The 20,549-nt window shown below is 66.1% G+C and carries 22 protein-coding genes and 1 pseudogene; 13 read left to right on the forward strand and 10 right to left on the reverse strand.

From position 1 onward, the window contains the following. Nucleotides 1-133 precede the first annotated feature (133 nt). Together ACIHAX_RS35395 and ACIHAX_RS35400 are read left to right on the forward strand one after the other, a co-directional pair. The gene (locus ACIHAX_RS35395; RefSeq protein ID WP_355079110.1) at nt 134-913 is read left to right on the forward strand and encodes a purine-nucleoside phosphorylase; all 780 of its coding nucleotides are present in this window, start codon (nt 134-136) and stop codon (nt 911-913) included. After that, nucleotides 914-2,410 (forward strand): phospho-sugar mutase, encoded by a 1,497-nt coding sequence (locus ACIHAX_RS35400; protein WP_397281993.1) that lies wholly within the window; start codon nt 914-916, stop codon nt 2,408-2,410. 11 nt (nt 2,411-2,421) lie between these two features. On the opposite strand, the gene upp is transcribed toward ACIHAX_RS35400, so the two are convergent. Further along, nucleotides 2,422-3,045: a uracil phosphoribosyltransferase gene (gene upp / locus ACIHAX_RS35405; RefSeq protein WP_355079106.1), complete on the reverse strand. Its 624-nt coding sequence runs from the start codon at nt 3,043-3,045 to the stop codon at nt 2,422-2,424. A gap of 144 nt (nt 3,046-3,189) precedes the next feature. Between upp and ACIHAX_RS35410 the strand changes: the two genes are divergently transcribed. The 5 genes from ACIHAX_RS35410 to ACIHAX_RS35430 are packed head-to-tail and all read left to right on the forward strand — an operon-like array spanning nt 3,190 to nt 6,592. Continuing rightward, nucleotides 3,190-3,510 carry a hypothetical protein gene (locus ACIHAX_RS35410; RefSeq protein ID WP_355079104.1) on the forward strand — a complete coding sequence of 107 codons (321 nt, stop codon included), beginning with the start codon at nt 3,190-3,192 and terminating at the stop codon, nt 3,508-3,510. A 4-nt stretch (nt 3,511-3,514) separates the two neighbouring features. Further along, the gene (locus ACIHAX_RS35415; RefSeq protein ID WP_355079102.1) at nt 3,515-4,627 is read left to right on the forward strand and encodes a C40 family peptidase; all 1,113 of its coding nucleotides are present in this window, start codon (nt 3,515-3,517) and stop codon (nt 4,625-4,627) included. Then, on the forward strand, nt 4,624-4,965 hold the full coding sequence (locus ACIHAX_RS35420; protein ID WP_067803443.1) for a hypothetical protein: 342 nt from the start codon (nt 4,624-4,626) through the stop codon (nt 4,963-4,965). The genes ACIHAX_RS35415 and ACIHAX_RS35420 overlap by 4 nt, the downstream gene beginning before the upstream one ends. After that, nucleotides 4,962-5,309: a YbaB/EbfC family nucleoid-associated protein gene (locus ACIHAX_RS35425; RefSeq protein ID WP_355079100.1), complete on the forward strand. Its 348-nt coding sequence runs from the start codon at nt 4,962-4,964 to the stop codon at nt 5,307-5,309. Before ACIHAX_RS35420 ends, ACIHAX_RS35425 begins: the two co-directional genes overlap by 4 nt. 26 nt (nt 5,310-5,335) lie before the next feature. After that, complete coding sequence (locus ACIHAX_RS35430; protein WP_397281995.1) at nt 5,336-6,592, forward strand: primosomal protein; 1,257 nt, start codon at nt 5,336-5,338, stop codon at nt 6,590-6,592. Here the strand turns inward: ACIHAX_RS35430 and ACIHAX_RS35435 are convergent, their stop codons facing one another. From ACIHAX_RS35435 to ACIHAX_RS35450, 4 genes are all read right to left on the reverse strand, one after another. Next, nucleotides 6,593-7,249, reverse strand: a complete 657-nt coding sequence (locus ACIHAX_RS35435) for a hypothetical protein (protein ID WP_364437749.1) — start codon at nt 7,247-7,249, stop codon at nt 6,593-6,595. A gap of 107 nt (nt 7,250-7,356) precedes the next feature. Then, nucleotides 7,357-8,454, reverse strand: a complete 1,098-nt coding sequence (locus ACIHAX_RS35440) for an adenosine deaminase (RefSeq protein WP_355079094.1) — start codon at nt 8,452-8,454, stop codon at nt 7,357-7,359. A gap of 477 nt (nt 8,455-8,931) precedes the next feature. Next, complete coding sequence (locus ACIHAX_RS35445) at nt 8,932-10,221, reverse strand: thymidine phosphorylase (protein ID WP_364437753.1); 1,290 nt, start codon at nt 10,219-10,221, stop codon at nt 8,932-8,934. 119 nt (nt 10,222-10,340) lie between these two features. After that, nucleotides 10,341-10,742: a cytidine deaminase gene (locus ACIHAX_RS35450; RefSeq protein ID WP_356964662.1), complete on the reverse strand. Its 402-nt coding sequence runs from the start codon at nt 10,740-10,742 to the stop codon at nt 10,341-10,343. Nucleotides 10,743-11,018: 276 nt separating this feature from the next. Between ACIHAX_RS35450 and sdhC the strand changes: the two genes are divergently transcribed. From sdhC to ACIHAX_RS35470, 4 genes are read left to right on the forward strand one after another with little or no spacing between them, the layout of a single operon-like run. Further along, nucleotides 11,019-11,417 (forward strand): succinate dehydrogenase, cytochrome b556 subunit, encoded by a 399-nt coding sequence (gene sdhC, locus ACIHAX_RS35455; RefSeq protein ID WP_083863252.1) that lies wholly within the window; start codon nt 11,019-11,021, stop codon nt 11,415-11,417. Nucleotides 11,418-11,419: 2 nt separating this feature from the next. Continuing rightward, nucleotides 11,420-11,851, forward strand: a complete 432-nt coding sequence (locus tag ACIHAX_RS35460) for a succinate dehydrogenase hydrophobic membrane anchor subunit (RefSeq protein ID WP_039796191.1) — start codon at nt 11,420-11,422, stop codon at nt 11,849-11,851. A 16-nt stretch (nt 11,852-11,867) separates the two neighbouring features. Continuing rightward, nucleotides 11,868-13,637: a succinate dehydrogenase flavoprotein subunit gene (gene sdhA / locus ACIHAX_RS35465; protein WP_355079085.1), complete on the forward strand. Its 1,770-nt coding sequence runs from the start codon at nt 11,868-11,870 to the stop codon at nt 13,635-13,637. Beyond that, a complete protein-coding gene (locus ACIHAX_RS35470) occupies nt 13,637-14,410 on the forward strand; it encodes a succinate dehydrogenase iron-sulfur subunit (protein ID WP_355079083.1) in 774 nt (257 codons plus the stop codon). Before sdhA ends, ACIHAX_RS35470 begins: the two co-directional genes overlap by 1 nt. Nucleotides 14,411-14,681: 271 nt before the next feature. On the opposite strand, the gene ACIHAX_RS35475 is transcribed toward ACIHAX_RS35470, so the two are convergent. Further along, on the reverse strand, nt 14,682-14,873 hold the full coding sequence (locus ACIHAX_RS35475; protein ID WP_397281999.1) for a hypothetical protein: 192 nt from the start codon (nt 14,871-14,873) through the stop codon (nt 14,682-14,684). Further along, entirely contained in the window at nt 14,870-15,151 is a 282-nt protein-coding gene (locus tag ACIHAX_RS35480) for a hypothetical protein (RefSeq protein WP_397282002.1), read from the reverse strand. Before ACIHAX_RS35480 ends, ACIHAX_RS35475 begins: the two co-directional genes overlap by 4 nt. Before the next feature lie 189 nt (nt 15,152-15,340). Here ACIHAX_RS35480 and ACIHAX_RS35485 point away from each other — a divergent pair, with 189 nt between their 5' ends. Continuing rightward, nucleotides 15,341-16,705 carry a hypothetical protein gene (locus tag ACIHAX_RS35485; protein WP_397282004.1) on the forward strand — a complete coding sequence of 455 codons (1,365 nt, stop codon included), beginning with the start codon at nt 15,341-15,343 and terminating at the stop codon, nt 16,703-16,705. Here ACIHAX_RS35485 and ACIHAX_RS35490 read toward each other — a convergent pair. Continuing rightward, on the reverse strand, nt 16,689-17,225 hold the full coding sequence (locus tag ACIHAX_RS35490; RefSeq protein WP_397282006.1) for an NUDIX domain-containing protein: 537 nt from the start codon (nt 17,223-17,225) through the stop codon (nt 16,689-16,691). The genes ACIHAX_RS35485 and ACIHAX_RS35490 overlap by 17 nt on opposite strands. Nucleotides 17,226-17,538: 313 nt before the next feature. Continuing rightward, nucleotides 17,539-19,251 carry an AIPR family protein gene (locus tag ACIHAX_RS35495; protein WP_397282008.1) on the reverse strand — a complete coding sequence of 571 codons (1,713 nt, stop codon included), beginning with the start codon at nt 19,249-19,251 and terminating at the stop codon, nt 17,539-17,541. Between the two features lie 110 nt (nt 19,252-19,361). Here ACIHAX_RS35495 and ACIHAX_RS35500 point away from each other — a divergent pair. Then, a pseudogene (locus ACIHAX_RS35500) lies at nt 19,362-19,874 on the forward strand (succinate dehydrogenase iron-sulfur subunit); the annotation flags it as partial. A gap of 113 nt (nt 19,875-19,987) precedes the next feature. On the opposite strand, the gene ACIHAX_RS35505 reads toward ACIHAX_RS35500, so the two are convergent. Beyond that, nucleotides 19,988-20,479: a helix-turn-helix domain-containing protein gene (locus ACIHAX_RS35505; protein ID WP_355079081.1), complete on the reverse strand. Its 492-nt coding sequence runs from the start codon at nt 20,477-20,479 to the stop codon at nt 19,988-19,990. Nucleotides 20,480-20,549 lie beyond the last annotated feature (70 nt).

The raw sequence follows: 20,549 nt of genomic DNA on the forward strand, positions 1-20,549 counted from the left end.
CGGCGCGGGGGGGGGGGGGGGCGGGCCGCGGTGTGCTCTCCACCCCGCCCGGCGGGGCCCCCCCCCCCCCCCCCAACACCCGGCCCGCCAACACCCAGCGCCGCAGGCGCTGAAATCCACTATCGTGACGATCATGCTTGCCGAACAGGCCGCCGAGGCGATCGCCGAACGTACGGGAGTGTCACGCCACCGGGTCGCGGTGGTACTGGGGTCCGGCTGGCAGGACGCGGCAGCGGAGATCGGGGCGCCGCGGGCGTCGGTGTCGATGCCGGAGCTGCCCGGTTTCGGGAAGCCGACCGCGCAGGGCCATGTCGGCATGATCCATTCCGTCCAGGTGGACGACAACGCTGTGCTGCTGTTGATGGGACGCCAGCATCTCTACGAGGGGTATCAGCCCGCCGATGTGGTGCACCCGGTGTCGGCGGCCGTGGCCGCGGGCGCGGAGATCATCGTGCTGACCAACGCCGCGGGCGGTATCCGCTCGGGTCTCCGGGTGGGTGAGCCGGTGCTGATCAGCGACCATCTGAACTTGACCGGCCGCACGCCGCTGGCAGGCGCGACCTTCGTCGACCTGGTCGACGCCTGGGATCCGGAGTTGCGGGCGCTGGCCAGGGAGATCGACCCGAGCCTGGCCGAGGGCGTCTACGCGGGGCTCACCGGGCCGCAGTACGAGACGCCCGCCGAGATCAGGATGTTGCGCACCATCGGCGCTGATCTGGTCGGCATGTCCACCGTGCTCGAGGCCATCGCCTGCCGCGCGCTCGGTGCGCGGCTGCTGGGCATCTCGCTGGTCACCAACTTGGCCGCGGGGGTCACGGGCGCGCATCTGTCCCATGCCGAGGTGCTCGCCGAAGGCCACGCCGCCGCGCCCCGCCTCGGCAAACTGCTGCGCGGCGTGCTGGAACGGGTGTAGATGCTGCGCTTCGGCACGGCAGGCCTGCGCGGGCCGCTGCGCGACGGCCCCGACGGCATGAATGTCACCACGGTGAGCCGGGCGACCGCCGGCCTCGTGGCGTGGTTGCGTGATCGCTGCCTCGGGGGCGGCGCGGTGGTCGTCGGCCGCGACGCCAGGCATGGTTCCGCCGAGTTCGCCACGGCGACCGCGGAGATCTTCGCCGCCGCGGGCTTCCCGGTGACGCTGCTGCCGCGTCCGCTGCCCACGCCTGTGGTCGCGTACGCGGTGCGTGAGTTGGGCGCGGTCGCGGGCGTGCAGATCACCGCCTCGCACAATCCGGCCACCGACAACGGCTACAAGGTCTACCTCGACGGCGGGTCGCAGTTGATCGCCCCGGCCGACGCCGAGATCGAGCGCTGCATCGAGGCGGTCGCCGAGCCGATCGACCGCGTGCCGGTCACTCCCGCCGACGACGACCTCGTGCGGCGTTATCTCCACCGCGTCGCCGCACTGCCCGCCCGGATCGGCGGATCCGGCGCGCGCGCCGGAATCCGGATCGCGCTCACTCCGCTGCACGGCGTCGGCGGCGAACTCGCTGTCGAAGCGCTCCGCGCGGCGGGTTTTCCCGATGTCCATGTGGTCGATGACCAGTTCCGGCCGGACCCCGACTTCCCCACCGTCGCGTTCCCGAACCCGGAGGAACCCGGCGCGACCGATCTGCTGCTCGCGACGGCGGCACGAGTCGGCGCCGACGTGGCGATCGCGCTCGATCCGGACGCCGACCGGTGCGCGGTCGGCGTCCCGCGGCCGGACGGTGGCTGGCGGATGCTGCGCGGCGACGAGACCGGCGTGCTCCTCGGCGACTGCGTGCTGCGCACCGCCCCGGATGATGCGCTGGTGGCGACGACCATCGTGTCCTCGCGGCTGCTGTCGAAGCTGGCGCCCGCGCGCGGCGGCCGCTACGCGGAAACGCTCACGGGATTCAAATGGCTGGCTCGGGCGGGCGACGGCTTGGTGTACGCCTACGAGGAGGCGATCGGCCACTGCGTCGACCCGGCGGCGGTCCGGGACAAGGACGGCATCTCCGCGGCCGTGCTGGCCGCCGACCTGGTGGCCCGGTTGAAGGCCGCGGGCCGCGACCTGAACGACGAACTCGACGACTACGCGGTGGAATTCGGCCTGCACGCGGGCGATCAGGTGTCGTTGCGACTCGCCTCGGCCGCGGCGGCCGCCGCCGCGGTCGAGCGGTTGCGGACGGATCCGCCGCACGAGATCGCGGGCGAGCCGGTGGAGTACACCGATCAGCTCCGCGTACGTGGCCGGATGCGCACCGACGCGCTGATCTTCCAGGGTGTTTCGTCCCGCGTGGTCGTGCGCCCTTCCGGCACCGAGCCGAAGCTCAAGTGCTATCTGGAGGTGGTCGAACCGGTCGGCTCGCGCGCCGATCTTCCGGCCGCGCGAGCCGCCGCACGCGAACGCCTCTCGGCGCTGCGCGACTTCTGCCGGAAATTCTGACCCGCAGAGATTCAGCGCGGGCCGAATTGCCTGTCGCCCGCGTCGCCGAGACCGGGCACGATATAGGCGTTCTCGTTCAGGCCCGCGTCGACGACGGCGGTGACCAGCCGCACCGGCAGTCCCGAATCCGCCAGGGTCGCAATTCCTTCCGGAGCAGCGACGACGCACACCGCGGTGATGTCGGTGGCGCCGCGTGCCGCGAGCAGCTCCAGGGTGTGCCGCATCGAGCCGCCCGTGGCCAGCATCGGGTCGAGCACGAAGACCGGCAGCCCGGCCAGATCCGCGGGCAGTGATTCCATGTAGGGCACCGGCAGGTGCGTGTCCTCGTCGCGGGCGAGACCGACGAATCCGATTCTGGCGTCCGGGATCAGCTCGGCGGCCGCGTCGACCATGCCGAGTCCGGCGCGCAGCACCGGAACCAGCAGCGGCGGGTGGGCCAGCCGGACGCCTTCGGTGGGAGCGACCGGGGTGACGATCTCGAAGCGCTCCACCTCCGCGTCGCGCAGCGCCTCGTAGATCAGTATTCCGGTCAGATCACGCAGTGCGGCACGGAAAGCCGGATTCGGTGTTCGCTCGTCCCGCATGGTGGTGATCAGGGCGGCGACGAGTGGATGGTCCACGGTGTGGGTGCGCATGAGGGAACGATAAGGTCGGTCGCGGACGCCCCGCCGGACGCCACCGGACTTTTTTCCGAAGCGGCGGAACCGAAACGGAACAGCGCGCGTCGAACCAAGTGGATGACGTACTCTGCCTGGGAACAACAGATGGGGGAAGCTCTGATGCGAAAGATGTCGGCGGACACCGAAGGCATCGCGGCCTACGGTGCGACCGCGCACGTCATGGCCGGTGAGATGGCGGCGGCGGGGGTGAGCGCGGCGGCGGCCGAGCCCGCGTTGCTCGGCCCGATCATGGGGTTGATCGGCGGTGACTTCATGGCGGCCTACGCCGCGGCGCACGCCGGGCACGTGGCCTCGATCGGGCAGCTGTCGGCGGTGCTGACCAGCATGGGCGGCGCGGCCACCGGGTCCGCGGCCGTCCTCACCGAAACCGACGCCGCCCACGCCGGAGCGCTGCGGAGCGCGGCCACCGAGCTGGAGTGAGCGCGTGATCGATGTCAACGCACTGGCCCAGCCGATCCTGGACCTGCTCGCCAGCTTCGGCAGCGGTGTGCTGCCCGCGGGCGGTCCCACCGACGCGCTGCGCAGCACCTCGACCGTGGTCGACCAGATCCATCAGATGGGCCGCGACAGCATCAACGAGATGAACGCCGCGTGGGACGGCCGCGCCGCCGACGCGGCCACCGCGAAAGCGCTGCGCGTGCAGACCACCGCCGCCACCATCTCCGATCGCGGCAACGACATGGCCACGGTCGTGAACCAGGCCGCGGGCGAGGTCGAGACAGGTCAGAAGGAACTCACCGACATCGCGCAGTCGTTTGTGAACACCGCGGCGAGCATGGGTCCGGTCCTGGCGACGCCGGAGGGTCTGACGGTGCTCGTCGGCTCGGCGATCGACCACCTCAACCAGGCGCTCAACGTCGTCGGCCGGGTGCAGAACGAATTGCAGACGCACACCGCGTCGATGAACGACCTGACCCCGCCGCCGCCCACCACGTCGCTCGCCGGTGTGCCCGCCGCCGGCGTGCAGCAGGCAGCGTCCGCCGCGTCCGGCGTGCTCAACGGTGCGGGGTCGTTACTGAGCACCGTGATGGCCACACCGCTGCAGTCGCTGTCCTCGCGCAGTTCCAGTGGCACACCCGGCACGTCGTCGGGTACGCCCCGGCCGGACACCGGTTCGTCGGGGGCGCCCGACGACGGCAAGGGCGTGAAGATCACGCTGCCCGACGGCAGCGTCGTGGAGGCCCCCAACGAACAGGCCGCCACAGCGGTCCGGTCGGCGATCGGCGCCGTCGGCACGCCTTACGTCTGGGGCGGCAACAGCCCGGGCGCCGGATTGGACTGCAGCGGGCTCACCAAATACGCCTACGGCGAGGCGGGCGTCGACCTGCCCCGGCTCGCGGCCGACCAGGGCAACGGGGCCACACCGGTGTCGGCCGGTGACCTGATGCCAGGCGACCTCGCGATCTGGGACGGCCACGTGGCCATGGTGATCGGCAACGGGCAGTTCGTCGAGGCGGGTGACCCGGTCCAGATCAGCTCGATTCGAACGGAGAACTCAGGCATGGACTTCCACGGCTTCTACAGGCCGACGGCATGACCCGACCCCAAGTCCCGAATGTCACGGTCGCGGCCAGCAGCAACCGGTCGGGCACCATCTCGGTGCGCGCCACCGACCAGGGCATGCCGGTGGAGATCAAGTTCGAGCGCAGCGAATACCGCTACGGCGCACAGTCGCTCGCGAACGAGATCCTGCGGCTCACCCAGCGTTCCGCCATCGCGGCGCGGGCGCGGCGGCGCGAACTGCTCGCCGAGGCGGGCATGCCCTCGGACATCCTCGACCGGCTCGGCCTGCCCACCCGCCAGCAGGCGGTGGACGAGCTGGACCGGATCGACGACGCGGACACGGGACCGACGAGCTGGATGAGGCCGGTATGAGTGCGGAAATGGACGCCCTGGTCACGTCGGCCACCCAGAAACTGGAGGCGCTGGAAGCCGCGCTGTACGGACTGAAGCAGGTACGAGGGCGGTTCACCTCGGAGGACGGCGCGGTGAGCGTCGAGGTGAACAGCGATGGCGCGCTGGTCGGCCTGACCTTGGCGGAATCGGTCACCTCGCTGCCGCCCGCGGAGGTCGGACAGTTGATCGTCTGGGCGTGCAGACAGGCCGCCGAGGACGCCGGCGCACAGCGGTCCAAGGTCGTTGCGACACTGAACGAGTCGTTCGTCCCCGCGGCGGAGCCGCCCGCGGGGACGAATGGGGGCGGGCCGGATAGTGCCTGACGCGGAAGGTCGATAGGCTTCCGCACATGGCTTCTGGAGACATCGTCCCGATCGAGCTCGGCCTGACCGACGGCGATCTCGTCACCTTGTGGGCACCGCGCTGGCGAGACGGTGACGACGAGTGGGAGGCGTTCCTCGGTCACGAGGACGCCCTCTACGGTTTCGAGTCCGTGGCGGAGCTGGCCGCATTCATCCGCACCAACGCCGACAACGACCTGGTGGACCATCCGGCCTGGAAGGTCATCGCGGGTCTGTCGGCGGTCGAACTGGAGCCGGAGGAGAACTTCTCCTTCGACCTGGTCGCGGTGCCGGAGCTGGCGGCGGGCGAGCCCGACGTCGACACCGTCGCCGAGCTGGAGGACACGCTCGGCATGGTCCGCAACATCGGCGAGGTGTGCGAACTGGAGACGGTGACCAAGTTCTTCGGCTCGCATCCGGTGCTCGGCGCGCTGCCCGGCGGCGTGAGCGCGTTCGTCGGTCGCGACGGCGAGGAGCTGTGGGACCAGATCGGCGCGGCCATCGCCAAGGGCTGGGACGACGTTCTGGACGCCATCGACTCCGTGGTGCGGACGCCCGAGGTCGACGCCGAGGCGGTCGCGGTCGCCGAGGCCGAACTGCTGGCCGCCGAGGAGAACGTGGTCGACGCCGACGACGCGGCCGACAGCGACGAGGACGAGGAGTTCGAGCCCGTCGACCTCGACGAAGAGGAAGACGACGAGGACGAGGACGAGGACGAGTCGTTCTGGCACGAGGTCGGCATCGACCCGGTCAAGATCATCACGTCCGAGGGCAGTGTCTTCACGCTGCGCTGTTACCTCGACGACGAGCCGATCTTCCTCGGCTCCAAGGGCTCGATCACCGTGTTCTCCTCCGAACGGGCGCTGGCCCGCTACCTCGCCGACGACCACGAGCACGATCTGTCCCGCGTGAGCACCTTCGCCGATGTGCAGACCGCGGCGGTGGACGGCTCGCTGGAGGTCGAGGTCACCGACGAGAACGTCTACGTGCTGCCCGGCTTGGCCGAGGACCTGGCCGAAGGCCCGGAGGCGGTCGACATCGAGCAGCTGGACCTGGCGGTCGAACTGTTCACCGACGCCGCCGACTACGCCGACGACGACACGGTGGAACAAGCCCTGGCCCAGTCCACCCCGCTGGGCTGGTATGTCTCCTACCTGCTGAACCCGGACCCCACCCGGCTGGCGCCCAACCCGCCGTTCGCCGCCGAGTCCCAGGCCTGGCGGGAACTGGAACGCAACCTGGAGTCCCGGCTCGACAAGCAGTAATCAGGTCAAGCGGATCCAGACCTGCTCGGCCTGCCCGAGCAGGCGTCCGTCGGCGCTGTAGACCGCGGTCGAGGCGAAGCATTTGCGGCCCTGCTCGCCGTGGAACTCGCCCACCACGACGCAGCGCTCGTCGACGTGCGGGATGCCGTGCACCGTGGCGGTCATCGAGCCGAGCAGCGCGGGACGTTCGAGCATGCCGGGCAGCGACCAGCCGCCAGGGCAGTCCATCGCGGCCCACAGCAGCGGCGGCCCCAGCGGCACGGTGGCGTCGGGCACCCACGGCGCGGCCACTCGGTTCTCATCGAGCCTGCCGGGTTCGATGCGCAGACCGTCCGCCCGGCAGCTGCCACAGACGAAGCAGGAAGCGAACATCTCGATGCTCGTGTAGCTGCGTGTCGCCTCCACCGCGTCGTCGAACGCGACATGACGCGGTGCGTCGCGTTCGAGTTCACCGCCCTTCGACTCGGCGATCAGCTTGTCCCCGTCGTAGAGCCGTTCGTCCCGCACGTCGAGCGGCGTCTCCAAGGGCGGCGGACTCCGCAGTACCACGGTGACGGCCGGCTCGGGGCGCCGGTCGGCGAGCAGACCGGCCACGTAGCCACCGTTGCCGGAGTCGGGCGGTCCGTTGAACCGGCGGGGGATGCGCAAAGTCGCCATAGTCGCCACGCTAGCGAACCGGTTGCCGACTGCGGAACCTCGCTGCCGCGCGGTGATCCGGCGCCGCCTACCCTCGTGCGCGCCCGCAATCCGTCCTATGAACAGCGCTACCCGATGAGGACCGCGTATCCGGGCTTGATGATGTCGTCGATGATCCGCAACCGCTCGGGAAACGGGATGAACGCCGACTTCATGGCGTTGATGGTGAACCGTTCCAGGTCGCTCCAGCCGTAGCCGAACGTCTCGACCAGCTTGAGCATCTCCTGGCTCATGCTGGTATCGCTCATCAGCCGGTTGTCGGTGTTGACCGTGACGCGGAAACGCAGGCGGGCCAGCAGGTCGAAGGGGTGCTTGTCCAGCGAGGGCACCGCGCCGGTCTGCACGTTCGACGACGGACACAGCTCCAGCGGGATGCGCAAGTCGCGGACATAGTTGGCGACCAGCCCGAGCTGTGCGTCCTCGACCGCGCCGGGCACGGTGATGTCGTCGGTGATCCGCACGCCGTGGCCGAGCCGGTCGCAGCCGCAGAACGCGAGCGCCTCGTGGATGGACGGCAGACCGAAGGCCTCGCCCGCGTGGATGGTGAAGTGCGCGCTGTTGGCGCGCATGTATTCGAACGCGTCCAGGTGCCTGCTCGGCGGGTAACCGGCCTCCGCGCCGGCGATGTCGAAACCGCCCACTCCGCGATCGCGGAAGCGCACCGCCAGCTCCGCGATCTCCCGCGAGCGCGCGGCGTGCCGCATCGCCGTGAGCAGACAGGTCACCACGATCGGGTGCCCGTCCTCGGCGGCGGCCGCCTCGCCTTCGCGGAAGCCGGTCAGCGTGTGCTCGACCACCTCGTCCAGCGTGAGACCGCGCTCCAAGTGTTGTTCGGGGGCGAAACGCACCTCCGCGTACACCACGCCGTCGGCGGCGAGGTCCTCGGCGCATTCGCGGGCGACCCGGCGCAGGCCCTCGGGGGTCTGCATCACGGCGACGGTGTGCGCGAAGGTCTCCAGGTACCGTTCCAGCGATCCGCTGTCGGCCGCGTCGCGGAACCAGGCCGCCAGCGACGCCTCGTCGTCGGCGGGTAGATCCTCGTAGCCGCACTGGGCGGCGAGGTCGAGCACCGTCGCGGGCCGCAGGCCACCGTCGAGGTGGTCGTGCAGCAGCGCTTTCGGCGCTTGGCGGATCGAGGCGAGGGTCAGAGGCATCGGTCCAGTCATGTATCGACGGTAGCCGCAGCGGGCCGAAACGGCAGCCGACTTCGGCCGTAACAACCATCTCGTTGCCCGCCGGATGCTGCCCGGTCCACAGCCGGACACCGACCGGTTCTGCGTCACCCGCGCGTCACGTGTGCGGCCCACTACAGGCCGGAGTACCGCAGCCCCTCGGACCGGCCACCGACGCAGGGACCGTGGACCGCAAGCGCGTATGTGCGCTGATTCCGGATCGGGAGCCTGGTGATGCTCACCCCTTACAGAGGCCGAACGGTCGAGCCTCTTAGAGAGGCCGAACGGTCGAGTACGGCGGAGGCCCGGCCGGGACAGGACGTGTGGAGCAAGCAAGCAGGTGAGCCGCTGGACCGGTGTGGGCGCCGAGACGAGCATCGACATTCCCGCCGAGGTGCGACCCTGAGCCCACGAGACGGAACGACCCCTCGACCGCCCATTGGTCAGTCCCGAGGGGACACCGCGGACAGCTCAGGACGTGATCCGATCGAGAACCAGCTGGCCCGGAATGGGCACGGCATCGGTTCCGATGGTGACGGCGTCGCGCAGAGCTTCCATCGCGCCGGGGAACGCCTCGGGAGTATCGGTGTGCAGAGTGAGCAGCGGCTGTCCCGCTGTCACGGTATCGCCCGGCTTGGCGTGCATTTCGATGCCCGCGCCGAACTGAACAGGATCGCCCTGACGCGCCCGGCCCGCCCCCAGACGCCAGGCGGCGATGCCGACACCCAGCGCATCGAGCCTGGTCAGGACGCCGTCGGCGTCGCAGCGCACGGTCTCGGTGTGTTTCGCGGTGGGCAGCTTCGCGTCCGGGTCGCCGCCCTGGGCGCGAATCATCGTCCGCCAGTGATCCATCGCCCTGCCGTCGGCCAGCGCGTCCGCGGGGTCGGTGTCCAGCCCGGCCAGCGCGACCATCTCGCGAGCCAAGGCGATGGTCAGCTCGACGACGTCGGCGGGACCACCGCCCGCGAGCACCTCCACCGATTCGGCGACTTCCATGGCATTGCCCGCGGTGCGGCCGAGCGGGGTGTCCATGGCGGTGAGCAGCGCGACCGTCCGCACACCCGCGTCGTCGCCGAGTTCGACCATCGCGGTCGCCAGCTCGCGCGCCCCGGCGAGGGTCTTCAGGAACGCGCCGGAGCCGACCTTGACGTCCAGCAACAGCGCCGCGGTGCCCTCGGCGATCTTCTTGCTCATGATGGAGCTGGCGATCAGCGGGATCGATTCGACCGTGCCGGTGACGTCGCGCAAAGCGTAGAGCCGTCGGTCCGCGGGCGCGAGGTCGGCGCCTGCCGCGCAGATCACCGCGCCGATGGCCGGATCGGTCAGGAGATCTCGCATCCGCGACGCGGGCACGTCCGCCTGCCAGCCGGGGATGGATTCCAGCTTGTCCAGGGTGCCGCCGGTGTGACCGAGACCGCGCCCGGACAACTGCGGCACCGCCGCGCCGCACGCCGCGACCAGCGGCGCCAGCGGCAGCGTGATCTTGTCACCCACGCCGCCGGTCGAGTGCTTGTCCACGGTCGGGCGCGGCAGACCGGTGAGGTCCATGCGCCGCCCGGACGCGATCATCGCGGCGGTCCACCGCGCCGTCTCGCGCCGCGTCATCCCGCGCCAGACGATCGCCATGGCCAGCGCCGACATCTGCTCGTCGGCCACCGCGCCGCGGGTGAAGCCGTCGACCACCCAGTCGATCTGCGCGTCCGACAGCTCACCGCCGTCGCGCTTGGTCGTGATGATCGAAACCGCGTCCAGTGCCGTCACGGTCGACAGTTTGGCATGGGCCGACGCACACCCGGGTTCTCGCCGATGGGACGGAACCGCGCGCGCCGCCTCGGCTGTGCGCGCCGAGTCGAGGTCGTCCGCCGATTCACGGATCCGGCCTATACCTGCCCGGCGTCCAGGTCGTCCGGGCCGAACGCATCCGGCAACAGTGTGCGCAACGGCACCGGCCCGGCCTTGTGATCCACCAAGAGATCGCCTCCACCGTGCTCGTGGAGCAGTTGGCGGCAGCGCCCGCAGGGCATCAGGATTTCGCCGCGAGAATCGGTGACGGAGATGGCCCGAAGACGCCCCCCACCCCCCGAAATCAAGTTACCGATGAGTACACATTCGGCACACAGGCCCAAACCGTATGAGACATTTTCCACATTGCAACCGCTCACTGTTCGGCCATCGACACTGAGAGCCGCGGCGCCGACCGGAAACCGCGAGTACGGCGCGTAGGCGTTGTGCATGACTTGAAAAGCGTTGTCGCGCAATAATTTCCAGTCGATTTCCGACACAGAGAACCCCTTCGGGACCGAGCCGATCACGGCCGCGCAAGGACCACGACGGAACCCCGCACCCATCAAGAAAGGTAAGCCTAACCCGATCCGGTGTCGCGCAACGCACGGTACGCCGAATTAGTTCCGGGATTGCTGGAGGATTAGAGTCCAGAACAGATCGGTTCAGGTTCCCTGCGACGGGCCGGAGTACAGCCACCTGGGCATTCGCCCGCCACGCCGTCGGCGTCGGATCTGAAACCGGGTCCATCAACGACGTTGGAGGCACCGCACTCTATGACCACGATTGAAGCTCCGGCCCAGCCGAAGCGGAAGACGCTGTACCGAGGCGACCCCGGAATGTGGTCGTGGGCGCTGCACCGGATCACCGGCGTCACCATCTTCTTCTTCCTCTTCGTCCACGTGCTGGACACCGCCCTGGTGCGCGTGAGCCCGGACACCTACAACGAAGCGATCGAGACCTACAAGACGCCCATCGTGGCGTTGATGGAGATGGGCCTGGTCGTCGTCGTCCTGTTCCACGCGCTCAACGGCGTCCGCGTGATCCTGGTGGACTTCTGGTCCAAGGGCCCGAAGTACCAGCGCCTGATGCTCTGGATCATTCTCGCGATCTGGTTCCTGCTGGCCGTTCCCGCGATCGGGCGCCAGTTCTTCTACCTGTTCACGGAGCACTGAAAATGAGCGCACCTGTCATCGGAAAGTCTTACGACCGTCCGGCCAGCCTGGACCTGCCGCGTTCGCCGCGCGCGCGCTCGAACAACAACTTCGAGAAGTACGCCTGGCTGTTCATGCGTTTCTCCGGCCTGCTGCTGATCGTGCTTGTACTCGGCCACATGGCGATCATGCTGCTGCTCGACGGCGGCGTGAAGCGACTCAACTTCGCCTTCGTCGCAGGCCGCTGGTCCAGCCCGTTCTGGCAGTTCTGGGACCTGACCATGCTGTGGCTGGCGCAGCTGCACGGCGGCAACGGCCTGCGCACGGTAATCGACGACTACTCCCGCAAGGACTCGACCCGCTTCTGGCTCAAGACCCTGCTGGCCGTCTCGATGATCCTGATCATGGGCGTGGGCACCTACGTCATCTTCACCTTCGACCCCAACATCAGTTAGGAACAGGCCCCCTCGCATGAGTGAATCTCGTCCTGTCCAGGAGCACCGCTACGACGTCGTCATCGTCGGCGCGGGCGGCGCGGGCATGCGCGCCGCGATCGAGGCCGGCCCGCGTGCTCGGACGGCGGTGCTGACCAAGCTGTACCCCACCCGCAGCCACACCGGCGCGGCCCAGGGCGGCATGTGCGCCGCGCTGGCCAACGTCGAAGAGGACAACTGGGAATGGCACACCTTCGACACCGTCAAGGGTGGTGACTACCTGGTCGACCAGGACGCCGCGGAGATCATGGCCAAAGAGGCCATCGACGCGGTGCTCGACCTCGAGAAGATGGGCCTGCCGTTCAACCGGACGCCCGAGGGCAAGATCGACCAGCGGCGCTTCGGCGGGCACACTCGCGATCACGGCAAGGCCCCGGTTCGCCGCGCGTGCTACGCCGCCGACCGCACCGGCCACATGATCCTGCAGACGCTGTACCAGAACTGCGTCAAGCACGACGTGGAGTTCTTCAACGAGTTCTACGTGCTGGACCTGGTGCTCACCGACACCGATCGCGGCCCGGTCGCGACCGGCGTGGTCGCCTACGAGCTGGCCACCGGCGACATCCACGTCTTCCACGCCAAGTCGATCGTGTTCGCCACCGGCGGTTCGGGCCGGATGTACAAGACCACCTCGAACGCGCACACCCTGACCGGCGACGGCATGGCGATCGTGTTCCGCAAGGGCCTGCCGCTGGAGGACATGGAGTTCCACCAGTTCCACCCGACGGGCCTGGCCGGACTCGGCATCCTGATCTCCGAGGCCGTCCGCGGCGAGGGCGGCATCCTGCGCAACGCCGACGGCGAGCGGTTCATGGAGCGCTACGCCCCCACCATCAAGGACCTCGCGCCGCGTGACATCGTCGCCCGCTCGATGGTGCTCGAGGTGCTGGAGGGTCGCGGCGCGGGCCCGAACAAGGACTACGTCTACATCGACGTGACCCACCTCGGCGAGGACGTGCTCGAGGAGAAGCTGCCCGACATCACCGAGTTCTCCCGTACCTACCTGGGTGTGGACCCGGTGAAGGAACTGGTGCCGGTGTTCCCGACCTGTCACTACGTGATGGGCGGCATCCCGACCCGCATCCGCGGCGAGGTGCTGCGCAACAACAGCGACGTCGTCCCCGGCCTCTACGCCGCGGGCGAGTGCGCGTGCGTCTCGGTGCACGGCGCCAACCGTCTGGGCACCAACTCGCTGCTGGACATCAACGTGTTCGGCCGCCGCGCTGGCATCGCCGCCGCGGAGCACGCGCAGCGCAGCGAGTTCGTCGAGCTGCCGGAGAACCCGGCGCAGATGGTGCAGGACTGGCTGACCCAGCTGCTGAGCGAGCACGGCGACGAGCGGGTCGCCGACATCCGCACCGAGCTGCAGCGGTCGATGGACAACAACGCCTCGGTGTTCCGCACCGAGGACACGCTCAAGCAGGCGCTCACCGACATCCACGCGCTCAAGGAGCGTTACGCGCGGATCACCGTGCAGGACAAGGGCAAGCGCTACAACAGCGACCTGCTCGAGGCCGTCGAGCTCGGCTTCCTGCTCGAGCTGGCCGAGGTCACCGTGGTCGGCGCGCTGAACCGGAAGGAATCGCGCGGCGGCCACGCCCGCGAGGACTACCCGGACCGCGACGACGTGAACTTCATGCGCCACACGATGGCCTACAAGGAGGGCTCGGAGCTCCTTTCGGACATCCGCCTGGACTTCAAGCCGGTGGTGCAGACCCGTTACGAGCCGATGGAGCGTAAGTACTGATGACTGCTGTTGCCGAAGCACCCTCTTCGCAGACGCCCGCTCCGGTCCCCGAGGGCTCCGTGATGATCACCGTCAAGGTGGCCCGGTTCAATCCGGAGGACGACAAGGGCGCGCACTGGGAGTCCTTCCAGGTGCCCGCGCTGCCGACCGACCGCTTCCTGAACCTGCTGATCTACATCAAGTCCTACTTGGACGGCACGCTCACCTTCCGCCGGTCCTGCGCGCACGGCGTCTGCGGTTCCGACGCCATGCGGATCAACGGCGTCAACCGGCTGGCCTGCAAGGTGCTGATGAAGGACATGCTGCCCAAGAACGGCAAGTCGATCACCGTCACCGTCGAGCCGATCCGCGGCCTGCCCGTGGAGAAGGACCTCGTGGTGAACATGGAGCCGTTCTTCGACGCGTTCCGCGCGGTGAAGCCCTACCTGATCACCTCGGGCAACGAGCCCACCCGCGAACGCATCCAGAGCCAGGCCGACCGCGCCCGGTTCGACGACACCACCAAGTGCATCCTGTGCGCCTGCTGCACCACCTCCTGCCCCGTGTACTGGAGCGACGGCAGCTACTTCGGCCCGGCCGCGATCGTGAACGCCCACCGCTTCATCTTCGACAGCCGCGACGAAGCCGCCCGCGAACGCCTCGACATCCTCAACGACGTCGAAGGCGTCTGGCGCTGCCGCACCACCTTCAACTGCACCGACGCCTGCCCCCGCGGCATCGAGGTCACCAAGGCGATTCAGGAAGTCAAGCGAGCGCTCCTGTTCACCCGCTGATTTCACGGCTCAGCCGAAACCGAAGGCCGCTTTCACCACCCGGTGAAGGCGGCCTTCGCCTTTCCTGGAGCGGACCGCATTCGTCACGGCCGCTCGTTCGCAGGAGACTGTCGGCACTCATCTTCTGCTAGCACTCGAAGTGGCAGGCAATCCGCTGTTGCGTCGCAGTCGTCGACAGCTTCTGAGTCGTCGGCACCGATCGGATGCGGGATTCCGTACTCGTCGACCGCAGCCCAGGTACCGTCATCCCAACGCAGCCAACCGATGCGGGTCATGCCAGCGCCTCGTCCGCCAAGCCGCTGCTGTACGCCGATGCAGCGAGATATTGCAGGCAGTTCGGGCCGTGCCCCGAATGAGCGTTGAGGACGAACCTAGCTTGGTCGAGGGAACGAAAAGCGCCCTCCACGTAACAGTTGCGATGGAAATGACGCCACTGTTCGACGTCCGCCGAGGTAATGGTCATCGAGCGATCCGTTCCGCCCGCAGCGACGGCGTGATGTGTCCGGCGTCGACCAATGTCCAGTAGGCAAGCCGCTTGATGTCACAGGTTTCGGCCGGGCAATCGCGATACTGCTGCATAATCCTGTGCGCTTCCGCAACGGAGACACTAGGTAAGACATCCCTGATTCGTTCCCTTGCAGCAGAGGGTTGATTCTCTCGTTCGAGGTAACGCAAACCCAGACAAAAGGCGGCGACAGTGGCGAGGATCGTGACGACCAAAATAGGGACAAAAGGGTGCATGACTGACCTCGAGTGTTGTGGGCACTGTGGTGCGACGTGGACAAAGCCGAACGCCGCCGGACAGTTCCAGGAGACCGTGCACATCCCGTCATTGGTAAGACGCGCAACTCGGGCGGGTGTGTGCAATGGGTGTGTGAACGCGGGCGTGATCATGGCGTCCGTGCTGTTTTCCGTGACACACTCTCGGACATGGGACGTCAGCCCAAGCAGCCGAACTGGCACCTCGCGGAACTGTTGGAGGAAGCCGGTCTGAGTCGAAAAGGTCTCGCACGCCGCGTAGTCGAGCATGGGAGCGCGGTCGGGGTCACACTTCGCTACGACCACACCGCAGTAAGTCGGTGGCTGGCCGGTGAGCAGCCGAAACCGCCGGGGCCGGAACTGGTGGCCGAAGTACTCACCGAAGTAGTGGGCCGTCGTGTAATCCCCTCCGACTGTGGAATGTCCGGCGGGGCGAGCACTGCCGACCTCGGATTGGAATTTTCGTTGAGCCTGTCGGAGGCAACAGCTGCCGCGACCGCGCTATGGAGGAGTGATGTGGAGCGACGACGTTTCTTGATAGGAGCGTCATACGCTGCGGCGGTCTATCCGGCCGCGTCGATGCGATGGCTGACCATGCCCGCGCCGGAACATCCGATTTCTTGCTCAGGTATTCGCCGGATCGGCCAGTCCGATATCGATGCGGTGCGAAAGATGAACGCCGCTTTCCGCGACTTGGACAATCGTGTCGGTGGCGGCAAGGTTCGCTCGACTATCGTTCAATATCTCCACAGTTCGGTAGCGCCACTACTGCGTGGCAGCTACACCGAGCCGATTGGGCGTCAGTTGTTCGCTACCACTGCTGAACTCACCAAGCTTGCAGGATGGGCCGCGTATGACTTGGAAGAGCACGGCCTCGCACAGCGCTATCTGATCCAAGCTTTGCGGATGACCCGCGCCGCAGGAGACGCCGGACTCGGCGCTGAGATCCTCGCCGCGATGAGCCATCAAGCCATCTATGTCGGCCGACCGGGCGACGCGATCGATCTCGCTCGAGCGGCGCGTATCTCAGCGCGCACCGCTGGACTGGCGGCTCTGGAATCCGAATGCCACGTGATCGAGGCACATGGTCACGCGGCGCGCGCAGACAGTTTCTCATGCGCCGGTTCCCTCAATGCGGCGGAACGAGCCTTCGCCCGCGCTGAAAGCACCCGCCCTCCCTGGCTCGAGTACTTCGATGATGCCTATTTGTCCGCCAAGACCGCACACTGCTTCCGTGACCTCGGCGACACTGCCCGTACGGCCCATTTCGCCGAACGATCATTGAACATGTCAGACGGCTACGTCCGAGGGCGCGCGTTCAACCTGTGTCTTCTGGCATCCGCCCACGCCGATGATGACCCGCGAGAAGCAGTACGGATCGGCACCGAGGCCCTTGAGATCGCCAACGGCCTGGAATCACAGCGGACGCTTGCATACCTGCGAGAACTTCGCCATCGACTCGCTCCGTACGCCACGCTCCCGGAAGTCAGCAAATTCCGACAGCAGGTGCTCTCGATCGCTAGGCGGGCAGACTGAGCGCCCGGTACACCGCCACCACTGTCGCCGCGCCGACAATCTCGCCGCGGTCAATCATCGCGGCCGCTTCCTCAAGCGGAATCCATCGGATGTCCTCGGCCTCGTTGATATCTGGTTCGGTGTGGGTCAGGTCGGCACCGCGCGCAAGGTAAACCTCCTGCGGCTGATCCAAGGTGCCAATCGCAGGCTGATAGGTAACCAGCCGTTCCATTGACCGTGGACGCCAACCCGTCTCTTCTTCGACCTCCCGCGCCGCAGCGGCGGCGACGTCCTCGGCATGATCCACATAGCCGCCCGGTAGCTCCCATACCCAGCGGTCGATGATGAAGCGGTGGCGGTACATGAGCAGTGCCTCGCGTCTTTCGTTGAGCACCAACGTCATCGCACACCTCGGCATCCGTGCCACATACTGGGTGAACTTCACTCCATCGGGTAGCTCGACATCGACGGTCGACAACTTGATATGGCGATTCTCGTCCACGACGTGCTCATCGTGGATTGTCCACTGCGTCCGGGCCACGGTTCGACCGTATACGCAGACGACCATCCACAGGCAACACACCCATGACTTGTTACCGCGTAGAGTCTCCGAAGCTGACTACCTGTCTTTCGCGCATGCCTACGGCGGCTACGACGTCACGACATGGCCGACCTTCCGACTCTTCGCCGACATCCAGGAACTTCGGCCATCCAAGAAGTCAACCGAGCGCTTCTGTCCAACCGCTGGCGCCCCGTGCTAGCCGGTAACCGAATGCCTTCTACTGAGTTCACGGGAGGCCTTCGCTCACATGCACATACACCTCGATGCTTGCCAGGTGACTATGCAACAACGTCTAGCGACCCCGCATGAAGTGACTAATCATCTCCTGCGTGAAGGGCTGACGCTTCAGGCGATCAGCAGTGGGCAGCTGACCACCCGCCGAGCGGATGATCTTGTGGGCAGTCTCGCGAAAAATCGCCACATAGTCGGGTTGACGTAGCGTATCCACGATCTGCTGACTTTGATCGTCAATCGATCGCTTATTCAAACTCGCAGAATTTCCGCCGAACAAATCGTACTTGTAAGCAGTCAATATATGATATCGGATTGGCTTGAATTCCGGCTCCAAAGTTGTTCTGAAGGCAGTCTCTAACCGATACGCGGCGAAGGCGGAAGCGAGGTAAGGAGCCAAACGATGACTATCATCGAAGATCGAGTCGCCAACTTCAGCGTACAAATGCGCAGGGTACCTGGCAGCCAGATGCGGAAGATCAAGAAATGTCGCAGCAACGGCCCGCATCTGCTCACTGATCGTGACAATCCTGGTGCGGGTGACGTCGCGATAGTAGAACTGACCAGCACGTCTTTCGTAGGTAAGTCCGGCGTTCATCGGATCCTGCGAATAGAAATCCTCCAATCGCTTCTGAAATTTTGTTAGAGCAATGAGGTCGCTGTCATTTACTGCAGTTTGCGAATTCGTAGCTCGAATTATCCGAGTCGCAACATCTTCATCGTCGGTCACCACAAGCCTCATGGGTACAAAAACCGAATCCGCGACTGCGGCCAACTGCTCCTTTGCAAGAAATATGCAATGGCTGGTCTGGCACCCGTTCACAACTTGGTAGCCAGTAAGCGAGACAGCATCACCGGGCTTGGGAGCGTACGACCTAGCGACCACTGTTACGCCATTGTTGAGCACGGGCAAAAGTGACCTCGATGGCGAACCAAGCGTCTCAATGATCTGCTGGTTAACCGCATTTTCCTCGCCTTTGAATCCGCGCACGTTGTCATAAAAGACCCGCTCATTAAGCGACCCGTTCTCATTCTCAATAAGCTTTAGAAGCTCCCTTATCGAGATGACACCGAGGATCGCTTGGTTGATTCCAGGCATCTGCGGTAGATTGACCGCCTTCTCCAGCACAATATCCGATTCGTTGGCGTGCAGCTTTCTCCTAGATGCTTCATATATACTGGCCGCGCCGTATACTTCGAATACTAATTCGCCCACGTAACTCAGGCTGCGAACTTCTTTCTGCACCGTTGCAACCCTGTCCTGCACCACACCGTCAGAAAGGGCGTCGTCATTAGCTGTTGTAACGTAAGCAAGATTTACTCGCGGTCGATCCTTAAGCCTTGAAGCATAGCCGTCGTAGATCGCAAATAGCGCCTCGGAGATTGCTGATAGTTTCGGATGGTGCGCTGGGACTTCATTGGAAAGAACCTTTTTGATTGCATCACCGAAGTTGAGTATTTCCGATGTATTTACACTCGTCGATGTTTTGACTTGCATCAGAGTCAAAGTGACTTCAAGACTGCGTTTGCTGTCGCATACGGCGGATACTTCAGTCGGACCAGCAACAAGCTCACCATTGACCTCAAGGAGAGCAAGATCAATGCCGAGTGTACCGGGATCAAGTAGCAAATCAGTCATGTCGATCTGATCCAGGAGGTCGTCACGCAGTAGCAGCGTCGCGACGAATAACTCGAATGCATCGGATTCGCGCATGTCAAGCAGTTCCTGCGTCTCGCGAAATTCCTTGAAAAGCCCCTTGATGAGGGGATCCACCCTGCCTCCTCGTGCAGTCTCTACCGCGCCAGACCGTCGCTGGCGCAGAGTACTTAGCTCCTTGTGGCAGCAAGATTACGCGGATTCACCGACAGGAAGCCGAGATCAGCAACCAAAACCGGCTGGCCTGCAAGGTGCTGATGAAGGACATGCTGCCCAAGAACGGCAAGTCGATCACCGTCACCGTCGAGCCGATCCGCGGCCTGCCCGTGGAGAAGGACCTCGTGGTGAACATGGAGCCGTTCTTCGACGCGTTCCGCGCGGTGAAGCCCTACCTGATCACCTCGGGCAACGAGCCCACCCGCGAACGCATCCAGAGCCAGGCCGACCGCGCCCGGTTCGACGACACCACCAAGTGCATCCTGTGCGCCTGCTGCACCACCTCCTGCCCCGTGTACTGGAGCGACGGCAGCTACTTCGGCCCGGCCGCGATCGTGAACGCCCACCGCTTCATCTTCGACAGCCGCGACGAAGCCGCCCGCGAACGCCTCGACATCCTCAACGACGTCGAAGGCGTCTGGCGCTGCCGCACCACCTTCAACTGCACCGACGCCTGCCCCCGCGGCATCGAGGTCACCAAGGCGATTCAGGAAGTCAAGCGAGCGCTCCTGTTCACCCGCTGATTTCACGGACCCAGCCGAACCGAAGGCCGCCTCCATCGATGCGATAGAGGCGGCCTTCGCCGTTTGTGAGGCGGACTGCTTCCATCGGCGGTCACTGGCATCCTCAGCCGAGGTCAGACCGGGTTCACGAGATGCGCCCCAGGTCCGGGTGTGCGGCGGATCGTCGAGGGTGGCAAATGGGTGTGGCCACCGGCGCATTCGAGGACGACGCGGACCGGCTTCTGGCATTCCTCGCCGCTTTCGGTCTGGTGGCGGACCACTACCGAGGGGCCCTGCGGATCTGCCAGATATTTGTCGCCCCATTCGAGTAAGGCGATCAAGGTCGGTCGCAGATCCAAGCCGCGCTGGGTGAGGCGGTACTCGTAGCGCTGGCGAGTCCCTGGTTCCCGATAAGGAATTTTTTCCAGCACGTCGGCTTCGACGAGGCTGTCGAGCCGGGCCGAGAGCAGATTGCTGGCTATGCCCAAGCGGTCGCGGAACTCGCTGAACCGTCGCGCGCCGTCGAGCGCCTCCCGCACGATCAGTAGCGACCAGCGTTCTCCGATCACCGACAGCGCACGTGCCACTGAGCAGTTGACGGGGTCGATGCGCGGTGCGGACGTCATGCGGCCACGATACCCATCTGAGTTGACTTTTTATATCCAGGGTCATACGGTGCCGCCATCTGAGTTCCAT

The sequence above is a fragment of the Nocardia sp. NPDC051929 genome, from assembly GCF_044548645.1.
GTDB classification, from domain to species: domain Bacteria; phylum Actinomycetota; class Actinomycetes; order Mycobacteriales; family Mycobacteriaceae; genus Nocardia; species Nocardia sichangensis.

Coding starts and splice junctions, on each gene's coding strand:
- ACIHAX_RS35395 (WP_355079110.1), top strand. CDS start 134: ATGCTTGCCGAACAGGCCGCCGAGGCGATCGCCGAACGTACGGGAGTG.
- ACIHAX_RS35400 (WP_397281993.1), top strand. CDS start 914: ATGCTGCGCTTCGGCACGGCAGGCCTGCGCGGGCCGCTGCGCGACGGC.
- upp (WP_355079106.1), bottom strand. CDS start 3,045: ATGCGCACCCACACCGTGGACCATCCACTCGTCGCCGCCCTGATCACC.
- ACIHAX_RS35410 (WP_355079104.1), top strand. CDS start 3,190: ATGCGAAAGATGTCGGCGGACACCGAAGGCATCGCGGCCTACGGTGCG.
- ACIHAX_RS35420 (WP_067803443.1), top strand. CDS start 4,624: ATGACCCGACCCCAAGTCCCGAATGTCACGGTCGCGGCCAGCAGCAAC.
- ACIHAX_RS35425 (WP_355079100.1), top strand. CDS start 4,962: ATGAGTGCGGAAATGGACGCCCTGGTCACGTCGGCCACCCAGAAACTG.
- ACIHAX_RS35430 (WP_397281995.1), top strand. CDS start 5,336: ATGGCTTCTGGAGACATCGTCCCGATCGAGCTCGGCCTGACCGACGGC.
- ACIHAX_RS35435 (WP_364437749.1), bottom strand. CDS start 7,249: ATGGCGACTTTGCGCATCCCCCGCCGGTTCAACGGACCGCCCGACTCC.
- ACIHAX_RS35440 (WP_355079094.1), bottom strand. CDS start 8,454: ATGACTGGACCGATGCCTCTGACCCTCGCCTCGATCCGCCAAGCGCCG.
- sdhC (WP_083863252.1), top strand. CDS start 11,019: ATGACCACGATTGAAGCTCCGGCCCAGCCGAAGCGGAAGACGCTGTAC.
- ACIHAX_RS35460 (WP_039796191.1), top strand. CDS start 11,420: ATGAGCGCACCTGTCATCGGAAAGTCTTACGACCGTCCGGCCAGCCTG.
- sdhA (WP_355079085.1), top strand. CDS start 11,868: ATGAGTGAATCTCGTCCTGTCCAGGAGCACCGCTACGACGTCGTCATC.
- ACIHAX_RS35470 (WP_355079083.1), top strand. CDS start 13,637: ATGACTGCTGTTGCCGAAGCACCCTCTTCGCAGACGCCCGCTCCGGTC.
- ACIHAX_RS35475 (WP_397281999.1), bottom strand. CDS start 14,873: ATGACCATTACCTCGGCGGACGTCGAACAGTGGCGTCATTTCCATCGC.
- ACIHAX_RS35480 (WP_397282002.1), bottom strand. CDS start 15,151: ATGCACCCTTTTGTCCCTATTTTGGTCGTCACGATCCTCGCCACTGTC.
- ACIHAX_RS35485 (WP_397282004.1), top strand. CDS start 15,341: ATGGGACGTCAGCCCAAGCAGCCGAACTGGCACCTCGCGGAACTGTTG.
- ACIHAX_RS35505 (WP_355079081.1), bottom strand. CDS start 20,479: ATGACGTCCGCACCGCGCATCGACCCCGTCAACTGCTCAGTGGCACGT.